At 72.9% G+C, this 19,790-nt stretch carries 18 protein-coding genes; 12 read left to right on the top strand and 6 right to left on the bottom strand.

What is annotated here, in order from left to right; all coding sequences use genetic code 11:
* Positions 1–417 precede the first annotated feature (417 nt).
* Positions 418–1,344: a DUF3027 domain-containing protein gene (locus tag ABTX18_RS29470; protein WP_352125812.1), complete on the bottom strand. Its 927-nt coding sequence runs from the start codon at positions 1,342–1,344 to the stop codon at positions 418–420.
* Between the two features lie 408 nt (positions 1,345–1,752).
* Between ABTX18_RS29470 and ABTX18_RS29465 the strand changes: the two genes are divergently transcribed.
* From ABTX18_RS29465 to ABTX18_RS29450, 4 genes are read left to right on the top strand one after another with little or no spacing between them, the layout of a single operon-like run.
* Positions 1,753–3,165, top strand: a complete 1,413-nt coding sequence (locus ABTX18_RS29465) for an MFS transporter (RefSeq protein WP_352125811.1) — start codon at positions 1,753–1,755, stop codon at positions 3,163–3,165.
* A gap of 27 nt (positions 3,166–3,192) precedes the next feature.
* Positions 3,193–3,672, top strand: a complete 480-nt coding sequence (locus ABTX18_RS29460; RefSeq protein WP_352125810.1) for a DUF2771 domain-containing protein — start codon at positions 3,193–3,195, stop codon at positions 3,670–3,672.
* Between the two features lie 29 nt (positions 3,673–3,701).
* Positions 3,702–4,406: a futalosine hydrolase gene (locus ABTX18_RS29455; protein ID WP_352125809.1), complete on the top strand. Its 705-nt coding sequence runs from the start codon at positions 3,702–3,704 to the stop codon at positions 4,404–4,406.
* Positions 4,387–5,244: a 1,4-dihydroxy-6-naphtoate synthase gene (locus tag ABTX18_RS29450; RefSeq protein ID WP_352125808.1), complete on the top strand. Its 858-nt coding sequence runs from the start codon at positions 4,387–4,389 to the stop codon at positions 5,242–5,244. The genes ABTX18_RS29455 and ABTX18_RS29450 overlap by 20 nt, the downstream gene beginning before the upstream one ends.
* A gap of 10 nt (positions 5,245–5,254) precedes the next feature.
* Here the strand turns inward: ABTX18_RS29450 and ABTX18_RS29445 are convergent, their stop codons facing one another.
* Positions 5,255–5,638 (bottom strand): cold-shock protein, encoded by a 384-nt coding sequence (locus tag ABTX18_RS29445; RefSeq protein ID WP_352125807.1) that lies wholly within the window; start codon positions 5,636–5,638, stop codon positions 5,255–5,257.
* A gap of 209 nt (positions 5,639–5,847) precedes the next feature.
* On the opposite strand from ABTX18_RS29445, the gene ABTX18_RS29440 reads away from it, so the two are divergent.
* Positions 5,848–6,072 (top strand): hypothetical protein, encoded by a 225-nt coding sequence (locus ABTX18_RS29440; RefSeq protein WP_352125806.1) that lies wholly within the window; start codon positions 5,848–5,850, stop codon positions 6,070–6,072.
* On the opposite strand, the gene ABTX18_RS29435 is transcribed toward ABTX18_RS29440, so the two are convergent.
* A complete protein-coding gene (locus ABTX18_RS29435; protein WP_352125805.1) occupies positions 6,058–6,888 on the bottom strand; it encodes an MBL fold metallo-hydrolase in 831 nt (276 codons plus the stop codon). The two genes, ABTX18_RS29440 and ABTX18_RS29435, sit on opposite strands and share 15 nt — an antisense overlap.
* Positions 6,889–6,935: 47 nt before the next feature.
* Between ABTX18_RS29435 and ABTX18_RS29430 the strand changes: the two genes are divergently transcribed.
* The gene (locus ABTX18_RS29430) at positions 6,936–7,361 is read left to right on the top strand and encodes a MerR family transcriptional regulator (protein WP_352125804.1); all 426 of its coding nucleotides are present in this window, start codon (positions 6,936–6,938) and stop codon (positions 7,359–7,361) included.
* Between the two features lie 37 nt (positions 7,362–7,398).
* Here the strand turns inward: ABTX18_RS29430 and ABTX18_RS29425 are convergent, their stop codons facing one another.
* The gene (locus ABTX18_RS29425; RefSeq protein ID WP_503061230.1) at positions 7,399–8,019 is read right to left on the bottom strand and encodes an HAD family hydrolase; all 621 of its coding nucleotides are present in this window, start codon (positions 8,017–8,019) and stop codon (positions 7,399–7,401) included.
* 138 nt (positions 8,020–8,157) lie between these two features.
* Between ABTX18_RS29425 and ABTX18_RS29420 the strand changes: the two genes are divergently transcribed.
* From ABTX18_RS29420 to ABTX18_RS29410, 3 genes are read left to right on the top strand one after another with little or no spacing between them, the layout of a single operon-like run.
* Complete coding sequence (locus tag ABTX18_RS29420; RefSeq protein ID WP_352125802.1) at positions 8,158–9,168, top strand: FecCD family ABC transporter permease; 1,011 nt, start codon at positions 8,158–8,160, stop codon at positions 9,166–9,168.
* Positions 9,165–10,238 carry a FecCD family ABC transporter permease gene (locus ABTX18_RS29415; protein ID WP_352125801.1) on the top strand — a complete coding sequence of 358 codons (1,074 nt, stop codon included), beginning with the start codon at positions 9,165–9,167 and terminating at the stop codon, positions 10,236–10,238. Before ABTX18_RS29420 ends, ABTX18_RS29415 begins: the two co-directional genes overlap by 4 nt.
* On the top strand, positions 10,235–11,065 hold the full coding sequence (locus ABTX18_RS29410) for an ABC transporter ATP-binding protein (RefSeq protein ID WP_352125800.1): 831 nt from the start codon (positions 10,235–10,237) through the stop codon (positions 11,063–11,065). The genes ABTX18_RS29415 and ABTX18_RS29410 overlap by 4 nt, the downstream gene beginning before the upstream one ends.
* 598 nt (positions 11,066–11,663) lie before the next feature.
* On the opposite strand, the gene ABTX18_RS29405 is transcribed toward ABTX18_RS29410, so the two are convergent.
* Positions 11,664–12,707: a hypothetical protein gene (locus tag ABTX18_RS29405; protein ID WP_352125799.1), complete on the bottom strand. Its 1,044-nt coding sequence runs from the start codon at positions 12,705–12,707 to the stop codon at positions 11,664–11,666.
* Between the two features lie 75 nt (positions 12,708–12,782).
* Here ABTX18_RS29405 and ABTX18_RS29400 point away from each other — a divergent pair, with 75 nt between their 5' ends.
* Both ABTX18_RS29400 and ABTX18_RS29395 read left to right on the top strand, forming a co-directional pair.
* Complete coding sequence (locus tag ABTX18_RS29400; protein WP_352125798.1) at positions 12,783–15,233, top strand: helicase-associated domain-containing protein; 2,451 nt, start codon at positions 12,783–12,785, stop codon at positions 15,231–15,233.
* Positions 15,234–15,528: 295 nt separating this feature from the next.
* Positions 15,529–17,172 (top strand): DNA repair helicase XPB, encoded by a 1,644-nt coding sequence (locus ABTX18_RS29395; RefSeq protein ID WP_352125797.1) that lies wholly within the window; start codon positions 15,529–15,531, stop codon positions 17,170–17,172.
* A gap of 18 nt (positions 17,173–17,190) precedes the next feature.
* Here the strand turns inward: ABTX18_RS29395 and ABTX18_RS29390 are convergent, their stop codons facing one another.
* A complete protein-coding gene (locus ABTX18_RS29390; protein WP_352125796.1) occupies positions 17,191–17,373 on the bottom strand; it encodes a hypothetical protein in 183 nt (60 codons plus the stop codon).
* A 341-nt stretch (positions 17,374–17,714) separates the two neighbouring features.
* On the opposite strand from ABTX18_RS29390, the gene ABTX18_RS29385 reads away from it, so the two are divergent.
* A complete protein-coding gene (locus ABTX18_RS29385) occupies positions 17,715–19,787 on the top strand; it encodes a HelD family protein (protein WP_352125795.1) in 2,073 nt (690 codons plus the stop codon).
* Positions 19,788–19,790: the final 3 nt, after the last annotated feature.

Raw genomic sequence — 19,790 nt, 5'->3', positions numbered from 1 at the left:
GCCCCTGTCCGGTGGGTGGGGGTGGGGTCCCTCCGGGGAGACTCCTCAGAAATGGCATGTGCGGCCAGGTGGACATCCGACCCCCGTCGTACGCCATTTCCTGCGGGGACTCCCCTGCACGCCCCCACCCAGGCCGCCCTGCGCCTGTACGCCGGCGAATCGACTGTCGCAGACGCGGGACGGCCGGGTCCGGGGGCGTGCAGGGGAGTCCCCGCAGGACGACGAACAGATACCCGGGTCCATCACGTACCCGCGGAACGTTCGTCGTTTGAGGAGACGCCCCGGAGGGACCCCGGACCCCCACCCACCGGGGTGGGGCGCACCCCCGCGCAACGCGGAGCACCCGCACCAAGCCCGTCCGGCGATTGAGGACGGAACCCCGCACCAAGATGGACCCGCACCCCGCAGGGGACCGGCTCAGGAGTGGCCGAGGTCCTCCGTGGGCGCGTCCGGTTCCGCCGGGACGGAGCCGGAATCACGCGAAGGACGCAACGGGTACTCGTCCACCTGCATCGTGTCCAGCGCATGCGGCGCCGGCTTCGGCGGCTTCGGCATGACCGCCGCCTCCGAGTGCCCGCCGCACCCGTAGGACAGGGACACCACGTGCCCGTCCGCCGGACCGAATTCGTTCGCGCACACCCCGAAGGCCTGCTTCAGCGAGCCTGCGAGCGGCACCAGGAAGGCGCACGACACGCACGTCGCCGGGGCCGCCTGAGCCATCGGCGTCTTCGCGCCGAAGCCCTCGTCCCAGCGGTCGGCCGCGATGTGGAGCCCGTACCGGGAGAGCACCCGCGCACGCCTCATGCCCAGCTCGTCCGCGACCGCCGCGATCGAACCGCGGCGCGGCGGGTCGGGGCGCGTCGTCAGTTCCGCGTCCTCGGACTCGACGAGGTCGGCCAGCTCGCCCGAGACCGGGGAGTTCGGCGGGACCTCGTCCTCGCCGGTGTAGCCCGGCTCCAGGCGCAGGTCGTCCGCCTCGGTGGGCAGCAGATCGCCCGGCCCCATGTCGCCGGGCCGCAGCCGCTCGCTCCAGGGCACCCATTCCGGCGCGAGCAGCGCGTCGGTGCCCGGCAGCAGAACCGTCTCGTCCAGCGTGACGTTCTTCGCGCGGGAGGCCCTGGCGACCGTCACCGCCCAGCGCCAGCCCCGGTAGGCCGGGTCCTCGCACTCGAAGTAGTGCGTGACGACCCGGTCCCCCTCGGGGACCACGGCCACATGCTCACCCACCACCCCGGGCGCGGCCGCTTCCTGGGCCGCCGCGCGGGCGAGGTCTACGGCCTCGGCGCACAAGCGGTCGGGAACGGGGGTACGGGCCGTACGGCTTCGCGTCGTCGCAGCACTCACAGGTCTCGCTTCTCTCCTACGCCAGTCTCACGAGCGCGCCAGCACATCCATCGATTTCGGCCATACGGTTGCGGGCGGAGCGGACCTGGGGGCCGCGTCGACGTCCACACCCGTTGTGCCTGCCTCGGGCGCACCTTCTGCGATCCATTCTGCGGGATCGCCGAGAGGCGCGCGGCCAAGAACAACCGCCGGTGGCGCGCTACGCACGCTACCCTCTCCGCCGCCCCCCGCCCACCTGCCCGTCCCAAACGACGCCGCATCCGATGCCGGATCGCGCGCTCCGGTCACCCCGTTCCAGGCCTCCGTACCCCCTGCGACCTGGCCGATCACTGACCCGACGGGGCGGTACCGACCGCGCCTCGCCCCGTTCTCGGTTCGTGACGCCGGGTCCTGGGGCAGTATGACCAAGTGGCTTCTGCCAGGTCGCACGACGCATCCGGCCCGCTCCGCAGAACGGGCCGGTCGATCGGTCATGCCCTGCACACCCCGTTCACCGGAACCGCCCGGGGCATCCGCAAGGCGACCCACGCCCACGGGGCCGGGGAGTCGGGTCTGGGCAAGCTGATCGAACTGCACGCGGTGAACGGCGCGGGGGACGTGATGATCACCGTCGCGCTCGCGTCGACCGTGTTCTTCTCCGTACCGACGGACCAGGCGCGTGGCCGGGTCGCGCTGTATCTCGCCGTGACCATGGCGCCGTTCATCCTCCTCGCCCCGGTCATCGGCCCGCTCCTGGACCGCCTGCCGCACGGCCGCCGCGCCGCGATGGCGGGCTCCATGCTGGCCCGGGCACTCCTGGCGCTCACGATGTCGGGGGCGGTCGCGACCGGTGGCCTGGAGCTGTATCCGGCCGCTCTGGGCGTACTGGTGTGCTCGAAGGCGTACGGAGTGGTGCGAAGCGCCGTCGTACCGCGGCTGCTGCCACCCCGTTTCTCCCTGGTGAAGGCCAATTCGCGGGTGACGCTCGCCGGTCTCCTGGCGACCGGCGTCGCCGCGCCCATCGGGGCGGGGCTGCAGACCATCGGACCGCCGTGGCCGCTGTACGGCGCGTGCGCGATCTTCGGCGGCGGCGCGGTCCTCGCCTTCACGCTGCCGCACAAGGTGGACTCCGCGAAGGGCGAGCGGAAGGCGCACCTGGTGCCGCCGCACGGCGAGGGCGCCGACCGGCCCGAGCCGCTCCGGAAGTCCAAGGGCAAGGAGAAGAACGGCGAGAAGGAGAAGCGGCCGGGACTGCGGTCCGTGGGCCCGTCGGTTCTGCACGGGCTCCAGGCCAACGCCTCGCACCGGGCGCTCTCCGGGTTCCTGATCTTCTTCCTGGCGTTCCTGCTGCGCGAGCACCCGCTGGCGGGGCAGAGCGCCGCGATCTCGCTCGGCATCGTCGGGGTGGCGGCCGGGGTGGGAAACGCGCTGGGGACCGCCGTCGGCTCCTGGCTCCGGGCCCGCGGCCCCGAGATCATCATCGCCTCGGTGCTGGGTCTCGCCCTGGGCGTCGCCGTGCTGGCCGCCGTCTTCTTCAGCACGGTGATGGTCGCCGCGCTCGCGGCCATGGCGGGTTTCACCCAGGCCCTGTCGAAGCTGTCGCTGGACGCGATGATCCAGCGCGACGTGCCGGAGGAGGTGCGGACGTCGGCCTTCGCCCGCTCGGAGACGCTGCTCCAGATGGCCTGGGTGGCCGGCGGCGCGATCGGGATCGCCCTCCCCCTCAACGGAGTACTGGGCATGTCGGTCGCCTCGGGCATCCTCGCACTGGGCGCCGCAGCGTCCGTACGGGGTCTGCTGGCCGCCGCGCGGCGCGGCTCGCCGCACCCCCGCGTGGCGTGAGCCGGGGCGACCGATAGCCTTCGGCCCATGACCGTTGCGTTCTTCTCAGGTAAGGGCCGTCGAATCGGCGTCGCTCTTGGTGCCGTGTCCGCGGGCCTCCTCGTCCTGTCCGCCTGCGACAAGCCGACGCCGCTCGCCACCGTGACGGTCGGCGACAACTCGGTGACTGCCGAGGCGTCCTGCTACAACGACGGCAAGCCGCTCAAGGAATCCGAGATCGAGGGCTGCCTCAACAAGAAGGCGGAGAAGACCGTCAAGGTCGCGATGGACGACAAGGTCCGCTTCGGCGTCGACCCCGAGGTCGCGGACAACGGCTGGACCCTCTTCATCAACGGCCAGCAGGCCGAGCAGGAGCCGTACAAGAAGACCTACCGGTCGATCCCGGGCAGCGCCTTCTTCTCCAGCCAGACCGGCGAGACCATGAAGCAGACGCAGATCAGCATCGTGGAGACCAAGGGCAAGCAGCTGACCGGCGTCTGGCACTTCGAGCTCAAGAAGACCGACTGATCCCCTCCTGACCTCGGAGGACTCCCCTCGTGCGTGTGCTTGTCGTGACCGCTGTCCCGGTGGAACGGGACGCGGTCACGCGTGCGTCCGGGCCCGATGGCGAGGTGTCCGTGCACCGGGTGCGGGGCGCGGAGATCCACCGTGCGGGCCCCTACGACGTCGTCGCGGGCGGGGCGGGACCGGCCGCCGCGGCGGCCTCGGCGGCGTTCGCGCTGGCCTCGGACACGTACGACCTGGTGATCTCGGCGGGAATCGGCGGCGGGTTCACCGGCGTGGCCCCCGTCGGCTCCCTGGTCGTGGCCGGCCGCATCGGCGCGGCCGACCTCGGCGCGGAGACCCCGGCGGGCTTCGTGCCCGTCACCGGACTCGGCTTCGGCCGCGTCTGGCACTTCCCGCCCCGCTCGCTGGTGAGGGCGGTGGCCGGCGCGACCCACGCGGTGACCGGCGACGTCCTCACCGTCTCCACGGTGACCGGCAGCGCCGGCCGCGCCGCCGCCCTCCTCGCCGCACACCCCGGCGCCGTGGCCGAGGCCATGGAGGGCTTCGGGGTGGCGGAGGCGGCCGACCTGGCCGGCATCCCCGTCCTGGAGATCAGGGCCGTATCGAACGCCGTCGGCCCCCGCGACCGCGACGCCTGGCGCATCGGCGACGCGCTGGCCGCGCTCACCGGGGCGTTCGGGACGCTCATCCCCGTACTGGAAGGCTGGATCCACCATGACCGACACGACTCCTGACCCGCTGCGGATCGCCTTCTCGCCGTGCCCGAACGACACGTTCGTCTTCGACGCCTGGGCACACGGAAGGGTCCCCGACGCGCCCGCGCTCGACGTCACGTTCGCGGACATCGACGTCACCAACGGCATGGCCGAGCGCGGCGAACTGGACGTGCTGAAGGTGTCGTACGCCGTACTCCCCTGGGTCCTCGACGAGTACGCGCTGCTGCCGTGCGGCGGCGCGCTGGGGCGGGGCTGCGGGCCGCTCGTCCTCACGAGGGAGGCGGGCACGGATCTGACGGGGAAGACGGTCGCCGTGCCGAGCGAGCGCTCCACCGCCTACCTGCTCTTCCGCCTCTGGGCGGCCGAAGTGGTGCCGGGCGGGGTCGGCGAGGTCGTCGTCATGCCGTTCGACGAGATCATGCCGGCGGTGCGGGACGGCAAGGTCGACGCCGGTCTCGTCATCCACGAGGCGCGCTTCACGTACCGGAACTACGGCCTGCACAACCTCGCCGACATGGGCCGGCACTGGGAGGACACGACGGGGCTGCCGATCCCCCTCGGCGCGATCATCGCCAAGCGCTCCCTGGGCGCGGACACGCTGAAGCTGCTGGCCGAGTCGGTGCGCACATCGGTCCGGATGGCGTGGGACGACCCGGAGACGTCGCGCCCCTACGTCCTGGAGCACGCGCAGGAGATGGACCCCTCCGTCGCCGACCAGCACATCGGTCTGTACGTGAACGAGTTCACCGCCGACCTCGGCGAGGACGGCTATGCGGCGATCCGCGGCCTGCTGACGCGCGCCGCGGCCGAGGGCCTGGTTCCGCCCCTCGGCCCGGACGCGCTGTCGTTCGTCTGAGGGCCCCCGCTCACACGTCGAGCTGGTCCGCGACCGCCCGCAGCAGGCCGGCGATCTTGGCGCCGGACGCCTTGTCGGGGTAGCGGCCGCGCTCCAGCATCGGCGTGATGTTCTCCAGCAGGGTCGTCAGATCCTGCACGATCGACGCCAGTTCGTCCGGCTTGCGGCGCTGGGCGGCCGCGACGGACGGGGTGGGGTCGAGGATCGCCACGGAAAGCGCCTGGTCACCGCGTTGCCCGGCGACGACGCCGAACTCGACGCGCTGGCCCGGCTTGAGTGCGTCGACTCCGTCGGGAAGCACGGACGAGTGCACGAAGACGTCACTGCCGTCGTCGCGGGAGAGGAAGCCGAAGCCCTTCTCACTGTTGAACCACTTGACCTTGCCAGTCGGCAAAGCACGCACCCCATCTCAACCCGTATGCCGGAACAAAGCCCTCAGCAGGTCAGGCCGTCCTGTGGTCGTGCTTCCCCTGCTGGCAGAAGCCTCCACAGGTGAAGTACCCCTCGTCAAGCCTGGTCATCCGGACTCTGTCCGGAAACGGCACTTGCCTCGTCCACCGGCGCTGTGAGTGGCCGGCCGCCGCCGGGAACTACCATCACGGGGTGAGCACTCCCTCTTCCCGCGCAGGCGACCGGCTGGTCCGCGTCGGCGCGATCGTCTTCCTCGTCGGCGCCCTGTCGACCCTGGCCACCATGGCCCCGCTCTTCCTCGGCACTGACCCGCTGCCGTCCATCGCGTGGTCCCTCTGCATGCTGATGGGCGTCGGCTTCCTGATCGCCGCGGCAGGCGTGGTCCGCTCCGCGCGCGCGGCGTCACCGAAGCGGTAGCGCACCCGCGCCCCCGCCGGCCGTGTAGCGGGCCAGCTCCCATGGGTCGTGCGCGGAGAAGGTCTCGACCTGGTCGCCGTGGTCCCGGAGCAGTTCGCGGAGCCGGGCCCGGGTTCCGATCCGGAGGTCGCGGTGTACCTGCGAGCTCGTCTGGACGACGTCGAGCAGCGGGTGGGTTTCCGTGAGGGGACCGACCTCGCGGTGGTAGTAGTACGCGTCGCCGCAATGAAGAAGCCATTGGTCGCCGTCCCGTACCGCGATCCCCGTGTGGCCGGCGGTGTGGCCGCCGAGCGGGACGAGCCTGATCTCCGGTCCGAGTCCCTTCGGCTGCAGTGCGGTGAACCCGAACCAGTCCTCGCCGGACTCGGGGTCGTACGTGACCCACCGCGGTTCGTGCGCCCAGTGGGCGGCCCGGTAGCGGAAGCTGGGCGCCTCGGCACGTGCCGCGTCGAGCTCGGACGCGAGTACGTGGACGTGGGCACCGGGGAAATCGGGCAGGCCGCCGCTGTGGTCGACGTCCAGGTGCGTGACGAGTATGTGGCGCACGTCCGAGGGGTCGTACCCGAGGCGGGCGACCTGGCGGAGGGCCGTCTCCTCCTCGTCGAGCGCGGGCTCGGCCATGCCGACCCAGTCGGCACCGAGCGTGCCGGCCGGGTCCCGGACGTCTCCGAGCCCGAGGCCGGTCTCGACCAGGACCAGGCCGTCGGCGGGAGTCTCGATCAGCAGGCAGTGGTTCACCGCGGGAGCGGGCTGCGGGCCCGCGTACGTGGCTTCGATCGTCCGGAGGGATCCACAGTTCAAGTGATGAATCTTCATGGCGACTAGGCTGCAACTTGAACCGCGATTCAAGTCAAGGGGCGTCGATGACCGAACCGCTGCTGGACATCTCCGAGGTCGCACAGTGCTCCGGCCTGGCGCCCTCGGCGTTGAGGTTCTACGAGAGGAAGGGCCTCATCGCCCCTGCGGGCCGCAACGGCCTGCGGCGTACGTACCACCCGGACGTGCTGGACCGGCTCGCGCTGATCACGTGCGCGCGCGGCGCCGGGCTCTCCGTCGCCGAGATCGGCCGGTTCCTCGTTGCGCAGCCGTCGGACGCGACTCTGCGTGCGCGCATGGCCGCCCGGGCCCGTGACCTCGACGAGCAGGTCGGCCGGCTCACGCGCCTGCGGGACAGTCTGCGCCACGCGGCCGTCTGCGACCACGAGCCGATCGTCGACTGCCCCGAGTTCAAGCGGGCCGTCGGCAATGTGTCCGTACCTGTGACCGCTCCGGGCGCGCCGGCGCTCTGAGCCCACCGAGGGCTTCCGGCTGCCGCCCGGCCGCCGGCTACTGGGCGGCCGTGTACGTCTTCAGCCAGGCCGGGAACTCCGTGAGGGACGTCAGGACGACGTCCGCGCCCGCCGCGCGCAGTTCCGCCTCGTCGCACGGGCCCGTCGTCACGCCGACGGAGAAGGCGTTCGCCGCCTGGGCGCCGCGGACATCGCCCGTGTGGTCGCCGACGTACACCGACGCCCCGTGCTCGCGCAGTGCCACCGCCTTCGCCTCGGCCCACAGGTCCCCGACTATCACATCGGGTTCGATGCCGAGGTGGGCCAGGTGGAGCTTGGCGTTCGGTTCGTACTTGGCGGTGACGACCATCGTCCGGCCGCCCAGCGCGCGTATCGCGTCGATCGACTCGCGGGCTCCGGGCATCGCGAGCGAGGGAGCGATCGCGTACGTGGGGTACATCCGGCGGTAGCGGTCGGCGATCTCGGCCACGTCGGCGGCCGGGAACCAGTGCGCGATCTCCTGCTCCAGCGGCGGGCCGAGACGGCTCACCACCAGATCCGTGTCGATGAACGCGCCGGTCTCGGCGGAGAGGGCCCGGAAGGCGGCAGCGATACCGGGCCGGGAGTCGATGAGCGTCATGTCCAGGTCGAAGCCGACCGTCAGTGCGTGGGAAGCCATGGCGTCCATTGTGCCGAGCCCGCACCCGTCCCCGGTACACCGCCGGACGCCCCCGGACAGCCCACGCTTAGACTTAGCCAAGCCTTACTTGGCCTTACCTAGCTTTGTCTGTCGCTCGTCGCTTGCTGATTGGGTCCGATGCCAGCCGCCGCTCCACGCCGCTCCAGACGCGCTCTCGCGACGGCGGCGGCCGTCGTGGCGCTGCTGATCGCGGTCCTGCTCAGCCTCGCCGTCGGGGCGCGCTCCATACCCCCGTCGGAGGTGGTCGACGCCCTGCTCCACGGCGGCCACTCCGACGCCGCCGAGGTCATCCGCAACATGCGGGTGCCCCGCACCCTGATCGGCCTGATGGTCGGCGCCTCCCTCGCCCTGGCCGGCACGGTGCTCCAGGGCATCACCCGTAACCCCATCGCCGACCCCGGCATCCTCGGCATCAGCCAGGGCGCCTCGGTCGGGGTGGTGCTGGCCATCGCCTACGCGGGCATCCACACGCTCACCGGATACGTCTGGTTCGCCTTCGCGGGGGCCGCGATCGCCTCCGTCGCCGTGTACGCCATCGCATCCAGCGGACGCGGCGGCGCCACCCCCGTGAAGCTCGCGCTCGGCGGCGCCGCGATCAACGCGCTGCTCGTCTCCGTGACCATGGCCGTGCTGACGACGAAGGCCTCCGCGCTGGACGAGTTCCGGTTCTGGCAGGTCGGCTCGATCGCCGGCCGCGAGGCCGAGGTGGCCCAGCAGATCTGGCCGTTCCTGCTGCTCGGCACGGTGCTCGTGCTCTGCGTCGCCCGCGGCCTCGACGCGCTCGCGCTCGGCGAGGACATGGCGAAGGGCCTCGGGCAGAAGATCGCGACCGTACGGATCGTGGGCGGCATCGGCGCCACCGTGCTCACCGGAGCCGGGGTCGCCGCGGCCGGTCCGATCGCGTTCATCGGTCTCGCCGTACCGCACATCGCCCGCGCCATCGTCGGCAGCGACCACCGCTGGGTGCTCCCGATGGCCGCCCTGACCGGACCCGTGATGCTGCTCGTCTCCGATGTCATCGGCCGGGTCCTCTTCCCGCCGAGCGAGGTACCCGCCGGGGTCATGACGGCCCTGATCGGGGTGCCGTTCCTGGTCACGCTGGTACGCCGGAACGCGGTGCCCGCATGAGCGCCCCCACGGCCGCCGTACGGCCCGCCGGGTACAGCCTCGTGACGATCGGGACGCGCGGGCGGTTCCTCCTCCACCGCAGGGCCACCCTGGTCGCCGCCTCGCTCGTCGTACTGCTGGCCGCCGTCTGCGTCGCGTACCTCTGCGTCGGCGAGAGCTTCGTCGCCCCGCCCGAGGTCCTGAACGTCGTCCTGGGACGGCCCTCCTCCGCCGAACTCGTCGTGGGCACGCTGCGGCTGCCGCGCATGGTCGTCGGCCTGCTCGTCGGCCTCGCGTTCGGGATCGCCGGCGCGCTGATCCAGACCGTGGCCCGCAACCCGCTCGCGAGCCCCGACATCATCGGCATCAGCCAGGGCGCGAGCGCGCTCACGGTCGGCGCGATGACGTTCGGGATCACCTCGTACACCGTGCTGCCGTACCTGTCGGTGATCGGCGGGGTCGCCGCCGCCGCACTCGTCTACGCCTTCGCATGGCGCGGCGGGCTGCACGCCACCCGTTTCGTCCTCATCGGCATCGGCTTCGCGATCGCGCTCCGCTCCGTCACCACGCTGTTCCTGACCAAGGGCGACTACCTCGTCGCCCAGCAGGCCCAGATCTGGATGACCGGCTCGCTCAACGGCCGCGGCTACGACGAGGCCGCGCCCCTCGGCTGGACCCTACTGATCCTGCTGCCCGCCGTCCTGTGGGCCGCCCGCGCCCAGCGCTCCGTCTCCCTGGACGACGACACGGCCACCGCGCTCGGGGTCCGGCTCGGGCGGGTGCGGCTGGGGCTCGTCGCGCTCGGCGTGATCCTGGCGTCCGTCGCCACGGGGACGGCGGGACCGGTCGACTTCGTCGCGTTGCTCGCCCCGCAGATCGCCCGCCGCATGACCCGCACCGCGCAGATCCCGCTGCTCTGCTCGGCGCTGCTGGGCGCGGTGATCGTCGTCTTCGCGGACCTGCTGGCCCGCAGGCTGTTCTCCCCCACCGAACTGCCGGTGGGCGTCCTCACGGCGGCGGTCGGCGCCCCGTACCTGATCTGGCTGATCATCCGCGGCCACGGTGGCCGCCGCCCGGGAGGCAACGCATGACCACGACCCGGCAGGACGCCGCGACCAGCCGGCTCACGGTGCGCGGGCTGACCCTCGCGTACGAGGACCGCACCGTCGTCCACGAACTGGACCTCGCCGTCCCCGACGGCAAGGTGACCGTCATCGTCGGACCGAACGCCTGCGGCAAGTCGACGACGCTCCGGGCACTCGGCCGGCTCCTCAAGCCGCGCGGCGGGGCGGTGTTCCTCGACGGCACCGAGCTGTCGAAGATCCCCACGAAGAAGATCGCCCAGTCCATCGGGCTGCTCCCGCAGACCCCCGTGGCCCCCGAGGCAATCACCGTCTCCGACCTCGTCGCCCGCGGCCGCCAGCCCCACCAGCACTGGTGGCAGCAGTGGTCCCAGGAGGACGAACGGGCGGTCGCCTCGGCCATGGAACGCACCGACATCACCGCGCTCGGCTCCCGCTCGGTGGACGAGCTGTCCGGTGGTCAGCGCCAGCGCGTCTGGATCGCGATGGCCCTCGCCCAGGACACCGACCTGCTGCTGCTCGACGAGCCGACCACGTACCTCGACATCGCCCACCAGGTGGAGGTCCTCGACCTCGTGCGCCGGCTCGCCGCGCCGGCCGCGGACGGCACGCGGGGGCGGACCGTGGTGACGGTGCTGCACGACCTCAACCAGGCGGCCCGGTACGCCGACCACCTGATCGCGATGAAGGCGGGCCGGATCGTCGCCGAGGGGCCCCCGGCGGACATCGTCACCGCCGACCTCGTCCGCGACGTCTTCGGCCTCGACGCGGTGATCGTCCCGGACCCGGTGACGGGCTCCCCCCTCGTCGTCCCGGGCCCGCCGTGGCGGGCGTAGCGGGTCCCCTGCGGGGTGCGGTGCCCCTCGGTGTGGTTGCCCGGGTCCGGGGCGGGGGTCCCCTGCGGGGTGCGGGTTGCTCCGGCGGGCCGGTTCCGTCCTCAATCGCCGGACGGGCTTGGTTGGTGCGGGTGCCCCGCGGGGCGGCGCGCTACCCCCGTTGTGGGGGTCCGGGGTCCCTCCGGGGCGTCTCCTCAGACGACGAACGTTCCGCCGGTACGCGAGGGGCCCGGGTCGATGTTCGTCGTCCTGCGGGGACTCCCCTGCACGCCCCCGGACCCGGCCGCCTCGCGTCTGCGACAGTCGCAGGGCCGGTGTGCAGACGCGGCTGGGCCCGGGTGGGGGCGTGCAGGGGAGTCCCCGCAGGAAATGGCGTACGACCCGGGTCAGACAGCCACCCAGCCGCCCACGCCATTTCTGAGGAGACGCGGGTCCCCTGAGGGGCGGGTCCCCTCGCGGGGCGCGGCCCACCGGGGCGGCGGGGTTCCGTCCTCAATCGCCGGACGGGCTTGGGGTGTGCGGGTTTCCTGCGGGGTGCGGGCGCCTTTGCCCGGTGGGTGGGGGCGGGGTCCCTCCGGCGCCCCCGCACGGGGGCCCCTCAGCCACCGCCCGGGCGGGGCCCCCGCGCGCGCCAGACCAGGTACAGCGCGGAGGCCACCGCCGCGCCCCGGAGCACCCACGGCCACGCCTCGCCGATCGCCGGACCCATCCGGCCCTCCGCGATGGGCGCGCCCCACCGGCCGTCCATCCGGCCCCAGAGCCAGACGAGCGCGCCCGCCGCGACGACCCCGGGCAGCCCCATCACCGCCCATTTCGCCTCCGTGCGCGAGAGCGTCCGGGAGTAGTACGTGAGCAGCCAGCCGACCCCCAGGACCGGCAGGCTCTGCGGGATGTTCATCACCGCACCGGCGACCAGCAGCGCGGCGGCCAGCAGGAGCAGGGGGTGCGCGAAGCCGCGCGGCGCGGCGTCCTCACGGCGCCGGCGCCGGCGCAACCGTGGCAGCCGCCGCCGACGCGGCTCCTCGGCCTCCTCCTCGTCCTCGTCCTCGTACGCGTCGTCCTCGTCCTCTTCGTCGTCCGGCACCGGCACCGGCGGCCTCAGCACCGCCGGGATCTCCACGCCGCCCCGGAACCCCGGCACGTCGGTGCCCGCGCCGAACTCGCCGGTGTCGCCGAACCGGCCCGGGCCCACGCTCCACCAGTCCGTGTCGTCCCCGGACGCGCCGAGCTCGTCCGAACCCGCCCGGTGCGGCGGGGACGGCACGGCCGCGGTCCGCGAAACGTCCTCGGACGCCTCCGACGCGCCCTTGCGTGAACCGTCTTTGCGGAGCCTCGCCCGGCGCGGGCGCGGGATGCCCGCCGCCTGCGCGTCGCCCGTGTCCGGCTCCTGAGGCGGCAACGGTGACCCGTCGGCCGACGAGGCCGCCGCCGCGACCAGTTCGTCGGGGGTGCCGAGCTTCCCGATGATGCGGCGCACCGCCGCCGGCGTGTCCGCGGCCTGCTTCACCCGTTGCCGGTCGATCTCGCCGCGCAACGCCGAAACGAGCCTCATCCGGGTGCCCGAGGACAGCTGTTGCTGCTGGGCGAGGTCGCCGACCCGGCTCAGGTAGTCGTAGACCAGCTGGTCGCTCTCGATCCCCACGCGATGGTTCCCCTCTACGGCCCTGCACCGACGGTAGCGTCCTCGGGCCTGTCCGGAGCGACTACCGTGGGACGGATGGGGATGACCACACCACCGCGGACGCTCGCCGAGGCTCTGCGCGCCCGGGACGACGAGTCACTGGCCGGGCTGCTGCGCGCCCGGCCGGATCTCCTCTCCCCCGTGCCCGGCGACATCACCCAGCTCGCGACGCGCGCCGGCACCCGTGCCTCCGTCGTCCGCGCCCTGGAGCACCTCGACCGTTTCGCTCTGCAGACCGCCGAGGCGCTGGCCGTCGCACCCGACCCCGCGCCGTACGACATCCTGCTCGGCCTGCTCACGGGCGACGGCCAGGACGACGGGGAGCACCGGGGTGACGCGGGCGCCGCGATCGTGGCCGCGCTGCCGGGCGCCCTCGGGACGCTGCGCGAACAGGCCCTCGTCTGGGGGGAGAACGACCGGCTGCGCCTGGTGCGCACCGCCCGTGAGCTGCTGTCGCCGTCCCCGCAGCACCCCTCACCCACCGGTCTCGGGCCGACCGTCGCCGAGGCCACCGCGGGCATGTCGCCCGGCAGGCTCCAGGAGATCCTGCACGCGGCCGGGCTGCCGGCCACCCATGACCCGGTCTCCGCGGTGAGCGCCCTGACCGCGCTGTTCACCGACCGCTCCCGGATGGGCGAACTCCTCGACACCGCCCCGGTGGAGGCGCTGTCGGTGCTGGACCGGCTGGTCTGGGGCCCGCCGTACGGCGAGGTGACGCCGAACCCCACCCCGCCCGTGAAGTGGCTGCGCGACCGCGGGCTGCTGCTGCCCGTGTCGACCCGCACGGTCGTCCTGCCGCGCGAGGCCGCGCTCCATCTGCGCGCCGGGCGCGCCCACCGTGTGCCCGAACCGCAGCCGCCCGCCGTCGTCGCCGTCGCCGAGCGCGATCCACAGGCTGTGGACAGCGCGGCCGGCGGCCAGGCGTTCCTCGCGGTGTCGACCGTCGAGGAGCTGCTGAAGAGCTGGAACGGCGGCGGCCCCGCCATACTGCGGGCCGGCGGCCTCAGCGTCCGCGAACTGAGGAAGACCGCCGCCGCCCTGGACGTCCCGGAACCCATCGCCGCGTTCTGGATCGAACTCGCGTACGCGGCCGGGCTGCTGGCCTCCGACGGCGAGGCGGACGAACGGTACGCACCGACTCCCGCGTACGACGACTGGACGGAACTGTCCGCGCAGGACCGCTGGGTGGAGCTCGCCTCCGCCTGGCTCGCCGCCACCCGCACCTCCGGACTCGTCGGCGGCCAGGACGCCAAGGGCCGGGCCCTGTCCACACTCGGCCCCGAACTCGACCGCTCCGCCGCGCCGGAGGTCCGCCACCGGGTCCTGGCCCTGCTCGCCGCGCTGCCGCCCGGCACCGCCCCCGACCCGGAGTCCGTGCTCGCCCGGCTCCGCTGGGAACGCCCGCTGCGCGGCGCCTCGGTCTCCGCCGGGGACACCACCGACCTGCGGTCCCGGATCGCCCTGTGGACGCTGAACGAGTCGGAGCTCCTCGGTATCACCGGCCGCGGCGCCCTCGCCTCGCAGACCCGCGCCCTGCTCTCGGACGGCCCCGCCGAGGCCGCCGCCCGGCTCGCCCCGCTCCTCCCGGAACCCCTCGACCACGTCCTGCTCCAGGCCGACCTCACGGCCGTCGCCCCCGGCCCGCTGGAACGGCCCCTCGCCGACATGCTCGGCGTTCTCGCGGACATCGAGTCCAAGGGCGGTGCGACGGTCTACCGCTTCACCCCCGGCTCCGTACGCCGCGCGCTGGACGCCGGCCAGTCCGCCGCCGACCTGCACGCCTTCCTCGCCGTGCACAGCCGTACGCCGGTGCCGCAGCCCCTCAGCTACCTCATCGACGACGTGGCCCGCCGCCACGGCCATCTGCGGATCGGCGCCGCCTCCTCGTACGTACGCTGCGACGACGAGGCGGTCCTCAACGAGATCCTCGCCGACAAGCGATCCGCGACCCTGCGCCTGCGCCGCCTCGCCCCGACGGCCCTGGCCGCCCAGATCGATCCGGCTTCCCTCCTCGACGGCCTGCGCGACATGGGGTACGCGCCCGCCGCGGAGTCCGCCGAAGGCGATGTCCTGATCACCCGCGCGGGCGCCGTCCGCACGCCTCCCCGCACCGCACCCGTCCCCGTACCCGAGGGCCCGCCCGTCCCCGACCCCACGCTCCTCGGGGCGGCGGTCAGGGCGATCCGGGCCGGAGACACGGCGGCGACGGTCGTCCACAAGGACACCGGCCCCGCGTCCCCTGCGGGCGCCCTGCCCCGTACGACCTCCGCGGAGACCCTGGTCACCGTCCAGGCCGCGGCGATGACGGGCTCGGCGATCTGGATCGGCTACGTCAACGCGGAGGGCGCGGCCAGCCAGCGCGTGATCGCCCCGGTCCGCGTGGAGGGCGGCTACGTGACGGCGTACGACCACACGGCGGACGAGGTCCGCACGTATCCCCTCCACCGGATCACGGGCGTGGCAGAACTGGCCGACGAACCGTCGTGACGTTGCTGCGGTCCGGGGTGCGGGTCCTTGTCCTCAATCGCCGGACGGGCTTGTGTGCGGGTGCCCTCGCGGGGTGCGGGTGCACCACGCCGGTGGGGGGGGCGGGGTCCCCTCCACCCGGGGGCAGGGGCGCCCGCACCGGCGGGGCAAGCCGCACCACTCCAAGCCCGCCCGGCGATTGAGGACGGAACCGGCCCGCCGGACCGGGGCGAGCAACACCACCCCGCCCAGACATACGGCACACTGGAGTTTTGGCCGGTACACGGCCGCCCCGCCACAGAAAGGGCCGAAGCGCGTGACCGGACCCCTCATCGTCCAGAGCGACAAGACGCTGCTCCTCGAGGTCGACCACGAGCAGGCCGACGCCTGCCGCAGGGTGATCGCCCCCTTCGCGGAGCTGGAGCGTGCGCCCGAGCACATCCACACCTACCGGCTGACCCCGCTCGGCCTGTGGAACGCCCGCGCCGCGGGGCACGACGCCGAGCAAGTCGTCGACGCGCTCGTGAAGTACTCGCGCTACCCCGTTCCGCACGCGCTGCTCGTCGACATCGCCGAGACGATGGACCGGTACGGCCGTCTCACGCTTTCCAAGCACCCGGTCCACGGGCTGGTGCTGACCTCCACGGACCGCCCGGTCCTGGAGGAGATCCTGCGGTCGAAGAAGGTGCAGCCGCTGGTCGGGGCCCGGATCGACCCGGACACCGTGGCGGTGCACCCGTCCGAGCGCGGGCAGGTCAAGCAGACGCTGCTGAAGCTGGGCTGGCCCGCGGAGGACCTGGCGGGGTACGTCGACGGCGAGGCGCACCCGATCGATCTGGACGAGAGCGGCTGGGCGCTGCGGCCCTACCAGCAGCAGGCCGTCGAGGGGTTCTGGCACGGCGGGTCCGGGGTCGTCGTGCTGCCCTGCGGTGCGGGGAAGACGCTGGTCGGGGCGGGCGCGATGGCGCAGGCGAAGGCGACGACGCTGATCCTGGTCACGAACACCGTGTCGGCGCGGCAGTGGAAGCACGAGCTGGTGAAGCGGACGTCGCTGACCGAGGAGGAGATCGGCGAGTACAGCGGTACGCGCAAGGAGATCCGGCCGGTCACGATCGCGACGTACCAGGTGCTGACGACCCGCCGTAAGGGTGTGTACGCGCACTTGGAGCTGTTCGACTCCCGCGACTGGGGGCTGGTGATCTACGACGAGGTGCATCTGCTGCCCGCGCCCGTCTTCAAGTTCACCGCCGATCTGCAGGCGCGGCGCCGGCTCGGGCTGACCGCGACGCTGGTGCGGGAGGACGGGCGGGAGTCGGATGTGTTCTCGCTGATCGGGCCGAAGCGGTTCGACGCCCCGTGGAAGGAGATCGAGGCGCAGGGCTACATCGCGCCCGCCGACTGCGTGGAGGTGCGGGTCAATCTGACGGACTCGGAGCGGCTGGCGTACGCGACGGCCGAGCCCGAGGAGAAGTACCGGTTCTGCGCGACGACCGCGACGAAGCGGAAGGTCACCGAGGCGCTGGTGCGCAAGCACAAGGGTGAGCAGACGCTGGTCATCGGGCAGTACATCGACCAGCTCGACGAACTGGGCGAGCATCTGGACGCCCCGGTGATCAAGGGCGAGACCAGCAACGCCCAGCGGGAGAAGCTGTTCGGCGCGTTCCGGGAGGGCGAGATCAGCGTGCTGGTCGTGTCGAAGGTGGCGAACTTCTCGATCGACCTGCCGGAGGCGACCGTCGCCATTCAGGTGTCGGGCACGTTCGGCTCGCGTCAGGAGGAGGCCCAGCGGCTGGGCCGGGTGCTGCGGCCGAAGGCGGACGGGCACGAGGCCCGGTTCTACTCGGTGGTCGCCCGCGACACGATCGACCAGGACTTCGCGGCGCACCGCCAGCGCTTCCTGGCGGAGCAGGGGTACGCGTACCGGATCGTGGACGCGGACGAGCTGCTGTCCGACAGCTGAGGGCGGCGGGGGCGGGCGTCAGCGCGTGCGGCGGACGCCCGCCTCCTCCGCGTACTCGCCGAGGACGACGACGCCGAAGGCGGCCTGTGCGTAGACCTTGAGGGCGCGCAGCGCGTCCGAGGCGCGGTGGGGGTGACCGGTGGCCGCGGACGCGCCGTGCGCGGGGCCGGTCCTTCGGGGGTTCACGGTGAGGGTGCTCATGTCTTCCATGGTGCTCCGCCCGGACGGCGCGGGCGTCGGTCCGCAGGGGGAAGCCGGGGCACGTGCGGCTACCCCTCTGGTCGCATGCCGTCCCCTACGGGACGGACCCGCGCGATATTCGTTCGCGCCGGGCGGGGGCGGTCGATACAATCGCCGGTCTGCCCGCCTCCCGCACCGTGGTACCGGCCGTCCGCCAGGACGTGTGCCGGCAGCCGGGGGAGCGCCGCCGACCGGACGGAAACCGGCCGACTGTCATACGTACGCCCCCCGAGCGGACCGCATCGCCCCCGAGCACGGGGGTGGCGGTCCGCCGTCCTGCGTTGAATGCCGGAGGCAACACCGTGCCCGCGCACGCCCACGAAAGCGACACCACCACCGACCCCCTCGCCCATGAGCGCGCCCATCTCGCCGCCTCGCGCGCGGCGCTGCGCGCCATGCGGGAGGACGCCCAGGCCCTCAACATCCGTGATGTGACGGCGAACTGGGTGAACGCCGCGGTTCTGCAGGCGCAGATCGCCGACCGCATCAAGTCGCTCGCCGACCTCTCCCACACCCCGCTCTTCTTCGGCCGGCTGGACTACCTCCATGTGGTCGGTGCGGCGCAGGCCGAGGGTGCGGAGGGCGAGCAGTTCTACATCGGGCGCCGCCACGTCCATGACGCCGACGGTGATCCGATGGTCATCGACTGGCGTGCGCCGGTCTCGCAGCCGTTCTACCGGGCGTCCCGGAAGGATCCGCTGGACGTGGGTCAGCGGCGCCGCTTCGGCTATACGGGCGGCGAGCTGACCGCGTACGAGGACGAGCACCTGACCGACCCGACGGAGGCGGCGCAGACCAGCAAGCTCCTCCAGGCGGAGATCGAGCGCCCCCGTGTCGGTCCGATGCGTGACATCGTCGCGACGATCCAGCCCGAGCAGGACGAGATCGTCCGCAGCGAGCTCGGCGGCACCGTGTGCGTACAGGGCGGGCCCGGCACCGGGAAGACGGCCGTCGGCCTGCACCGGGTGGCGTATCTGCTGTACGCGCACCGCGAGCGCCTCGCCCGCACGGGCACTCTCGTCATCGGGCCGAACAAGTCGTTCCTGCACTACATCGAGCAGGTCCTGCCGGCCCTCGGGGAGCTGGAGGTGAAGCAGGCGACCGTCGACGACCTGGTGACGGCGCACGTCGAGGTCCGGTCCACCGATGAGGCGCGGGCCGCCGTCGTGAAGGGCGATGCCCGGATGGCGGAGGTGTTGCGGAGGGCGATCCGTTCGCATGTGACGATGCCGGCGGAGCCGGTCATGGTGGTGCGCGGATCAAGGCGCTGGCGGGTCCCGGCGTACGAGATCGAGGAGATGGTCAAGGAGCTGCTGGCCAGGGACATGCGGTACGGGGCCGCGCACGAGGCCCTTCCGCTGCGCATCGCGCACGCCGTGCTCGTGCGGATGGAGGAGGCGGGCGAGGCCCCCGACGACCGGGTGCAGAACGCGGTGGCGCGCACCTCGGCGGTCAAGGCCGCGGTGAAGGCGATCTGGCCCGCGGTCGACCCGTCGAAGCTGGTGCTGCGGCTGCTGTCGGACCCGGAGTTCCTGGCCGCGCACGCGGACGGGCTGCTCAGTGAGGACGAGCAGAAGACGATCCTGTGGACGAAGCCCGCCCGCAGTGCGAAGTCCGCGAAGTGGTCGGCGGCGGACGCGGTGCTGATCGACGAGGCGGCCGACCTGGTGGCGCGTACGCACTCGCTCGGCCATGTCGTGGTCGACGAGGCCCAGGACCTGTCCCCCATGCAGTACCGGGCGGTGGGCCGGCGCTGCTCGACCGGTTCGGCCACCGTGCTCGGGGATCTGGCGCAGGGCACGACGCCGTGGTCGACGCAGAGCTGGGAGCAGGCGCTGCACCACCTGGGGAAGTCGGACGCGGTGGTGGAGGAGCTGACGGCGGGCTTCCGTGTGCCGCGCGAGGTGATCGCGTACGCCTCGCGGCTGCTGCCGGTGATCTCACCGGGTCTGGCGGCGGTGGAGTCGGTGCGTGAGTCGCCCGGTTCGCTGTCGGTCCGGGAGGTGGCGGGCGCGGAAGCGCTGGACGCGGCCGTGGTCGCGGCGTGCGAGGAGTCGCTGACGCACGAGGGCTCGACCGGCCTGATCGCGGCCGACGCGCGGATTCCGGCACTGGCGCAGGCGCTGACGGCGGCGGGGCATCAGTACCTGTCCCCCGGCGAGGAGACGTCCGCCGAGTCCCGGCTGACCCTGGTCCCGGCGTCGCTGGCGAAGGGCCTGGAGTACGACTACGTGGTGCTGGACGAACCGTCGGCCGTGGTCGACGGCGAGCCCGACGAGCGCACGGGGCTGCGCCGGCTGTATGTGGCGCTGACCCGTGCGGTGTCGGGGCTGATCGTTCTTCACGCCGCCCCGCTCCCGGAGGAGTTGGCCTGAGAA

Source organism: Streptomyces sp. NPDC096323 (genome assembly GCF_040302845.1).
GTDB lineage: Bacteria > Actinomycetota > Actinomycetes > Streptomycetales > Streptomycetaceae > Streptomyces.
This window is presented reverse-complemented; position numbering and strand designations above follow the sequence as displayed.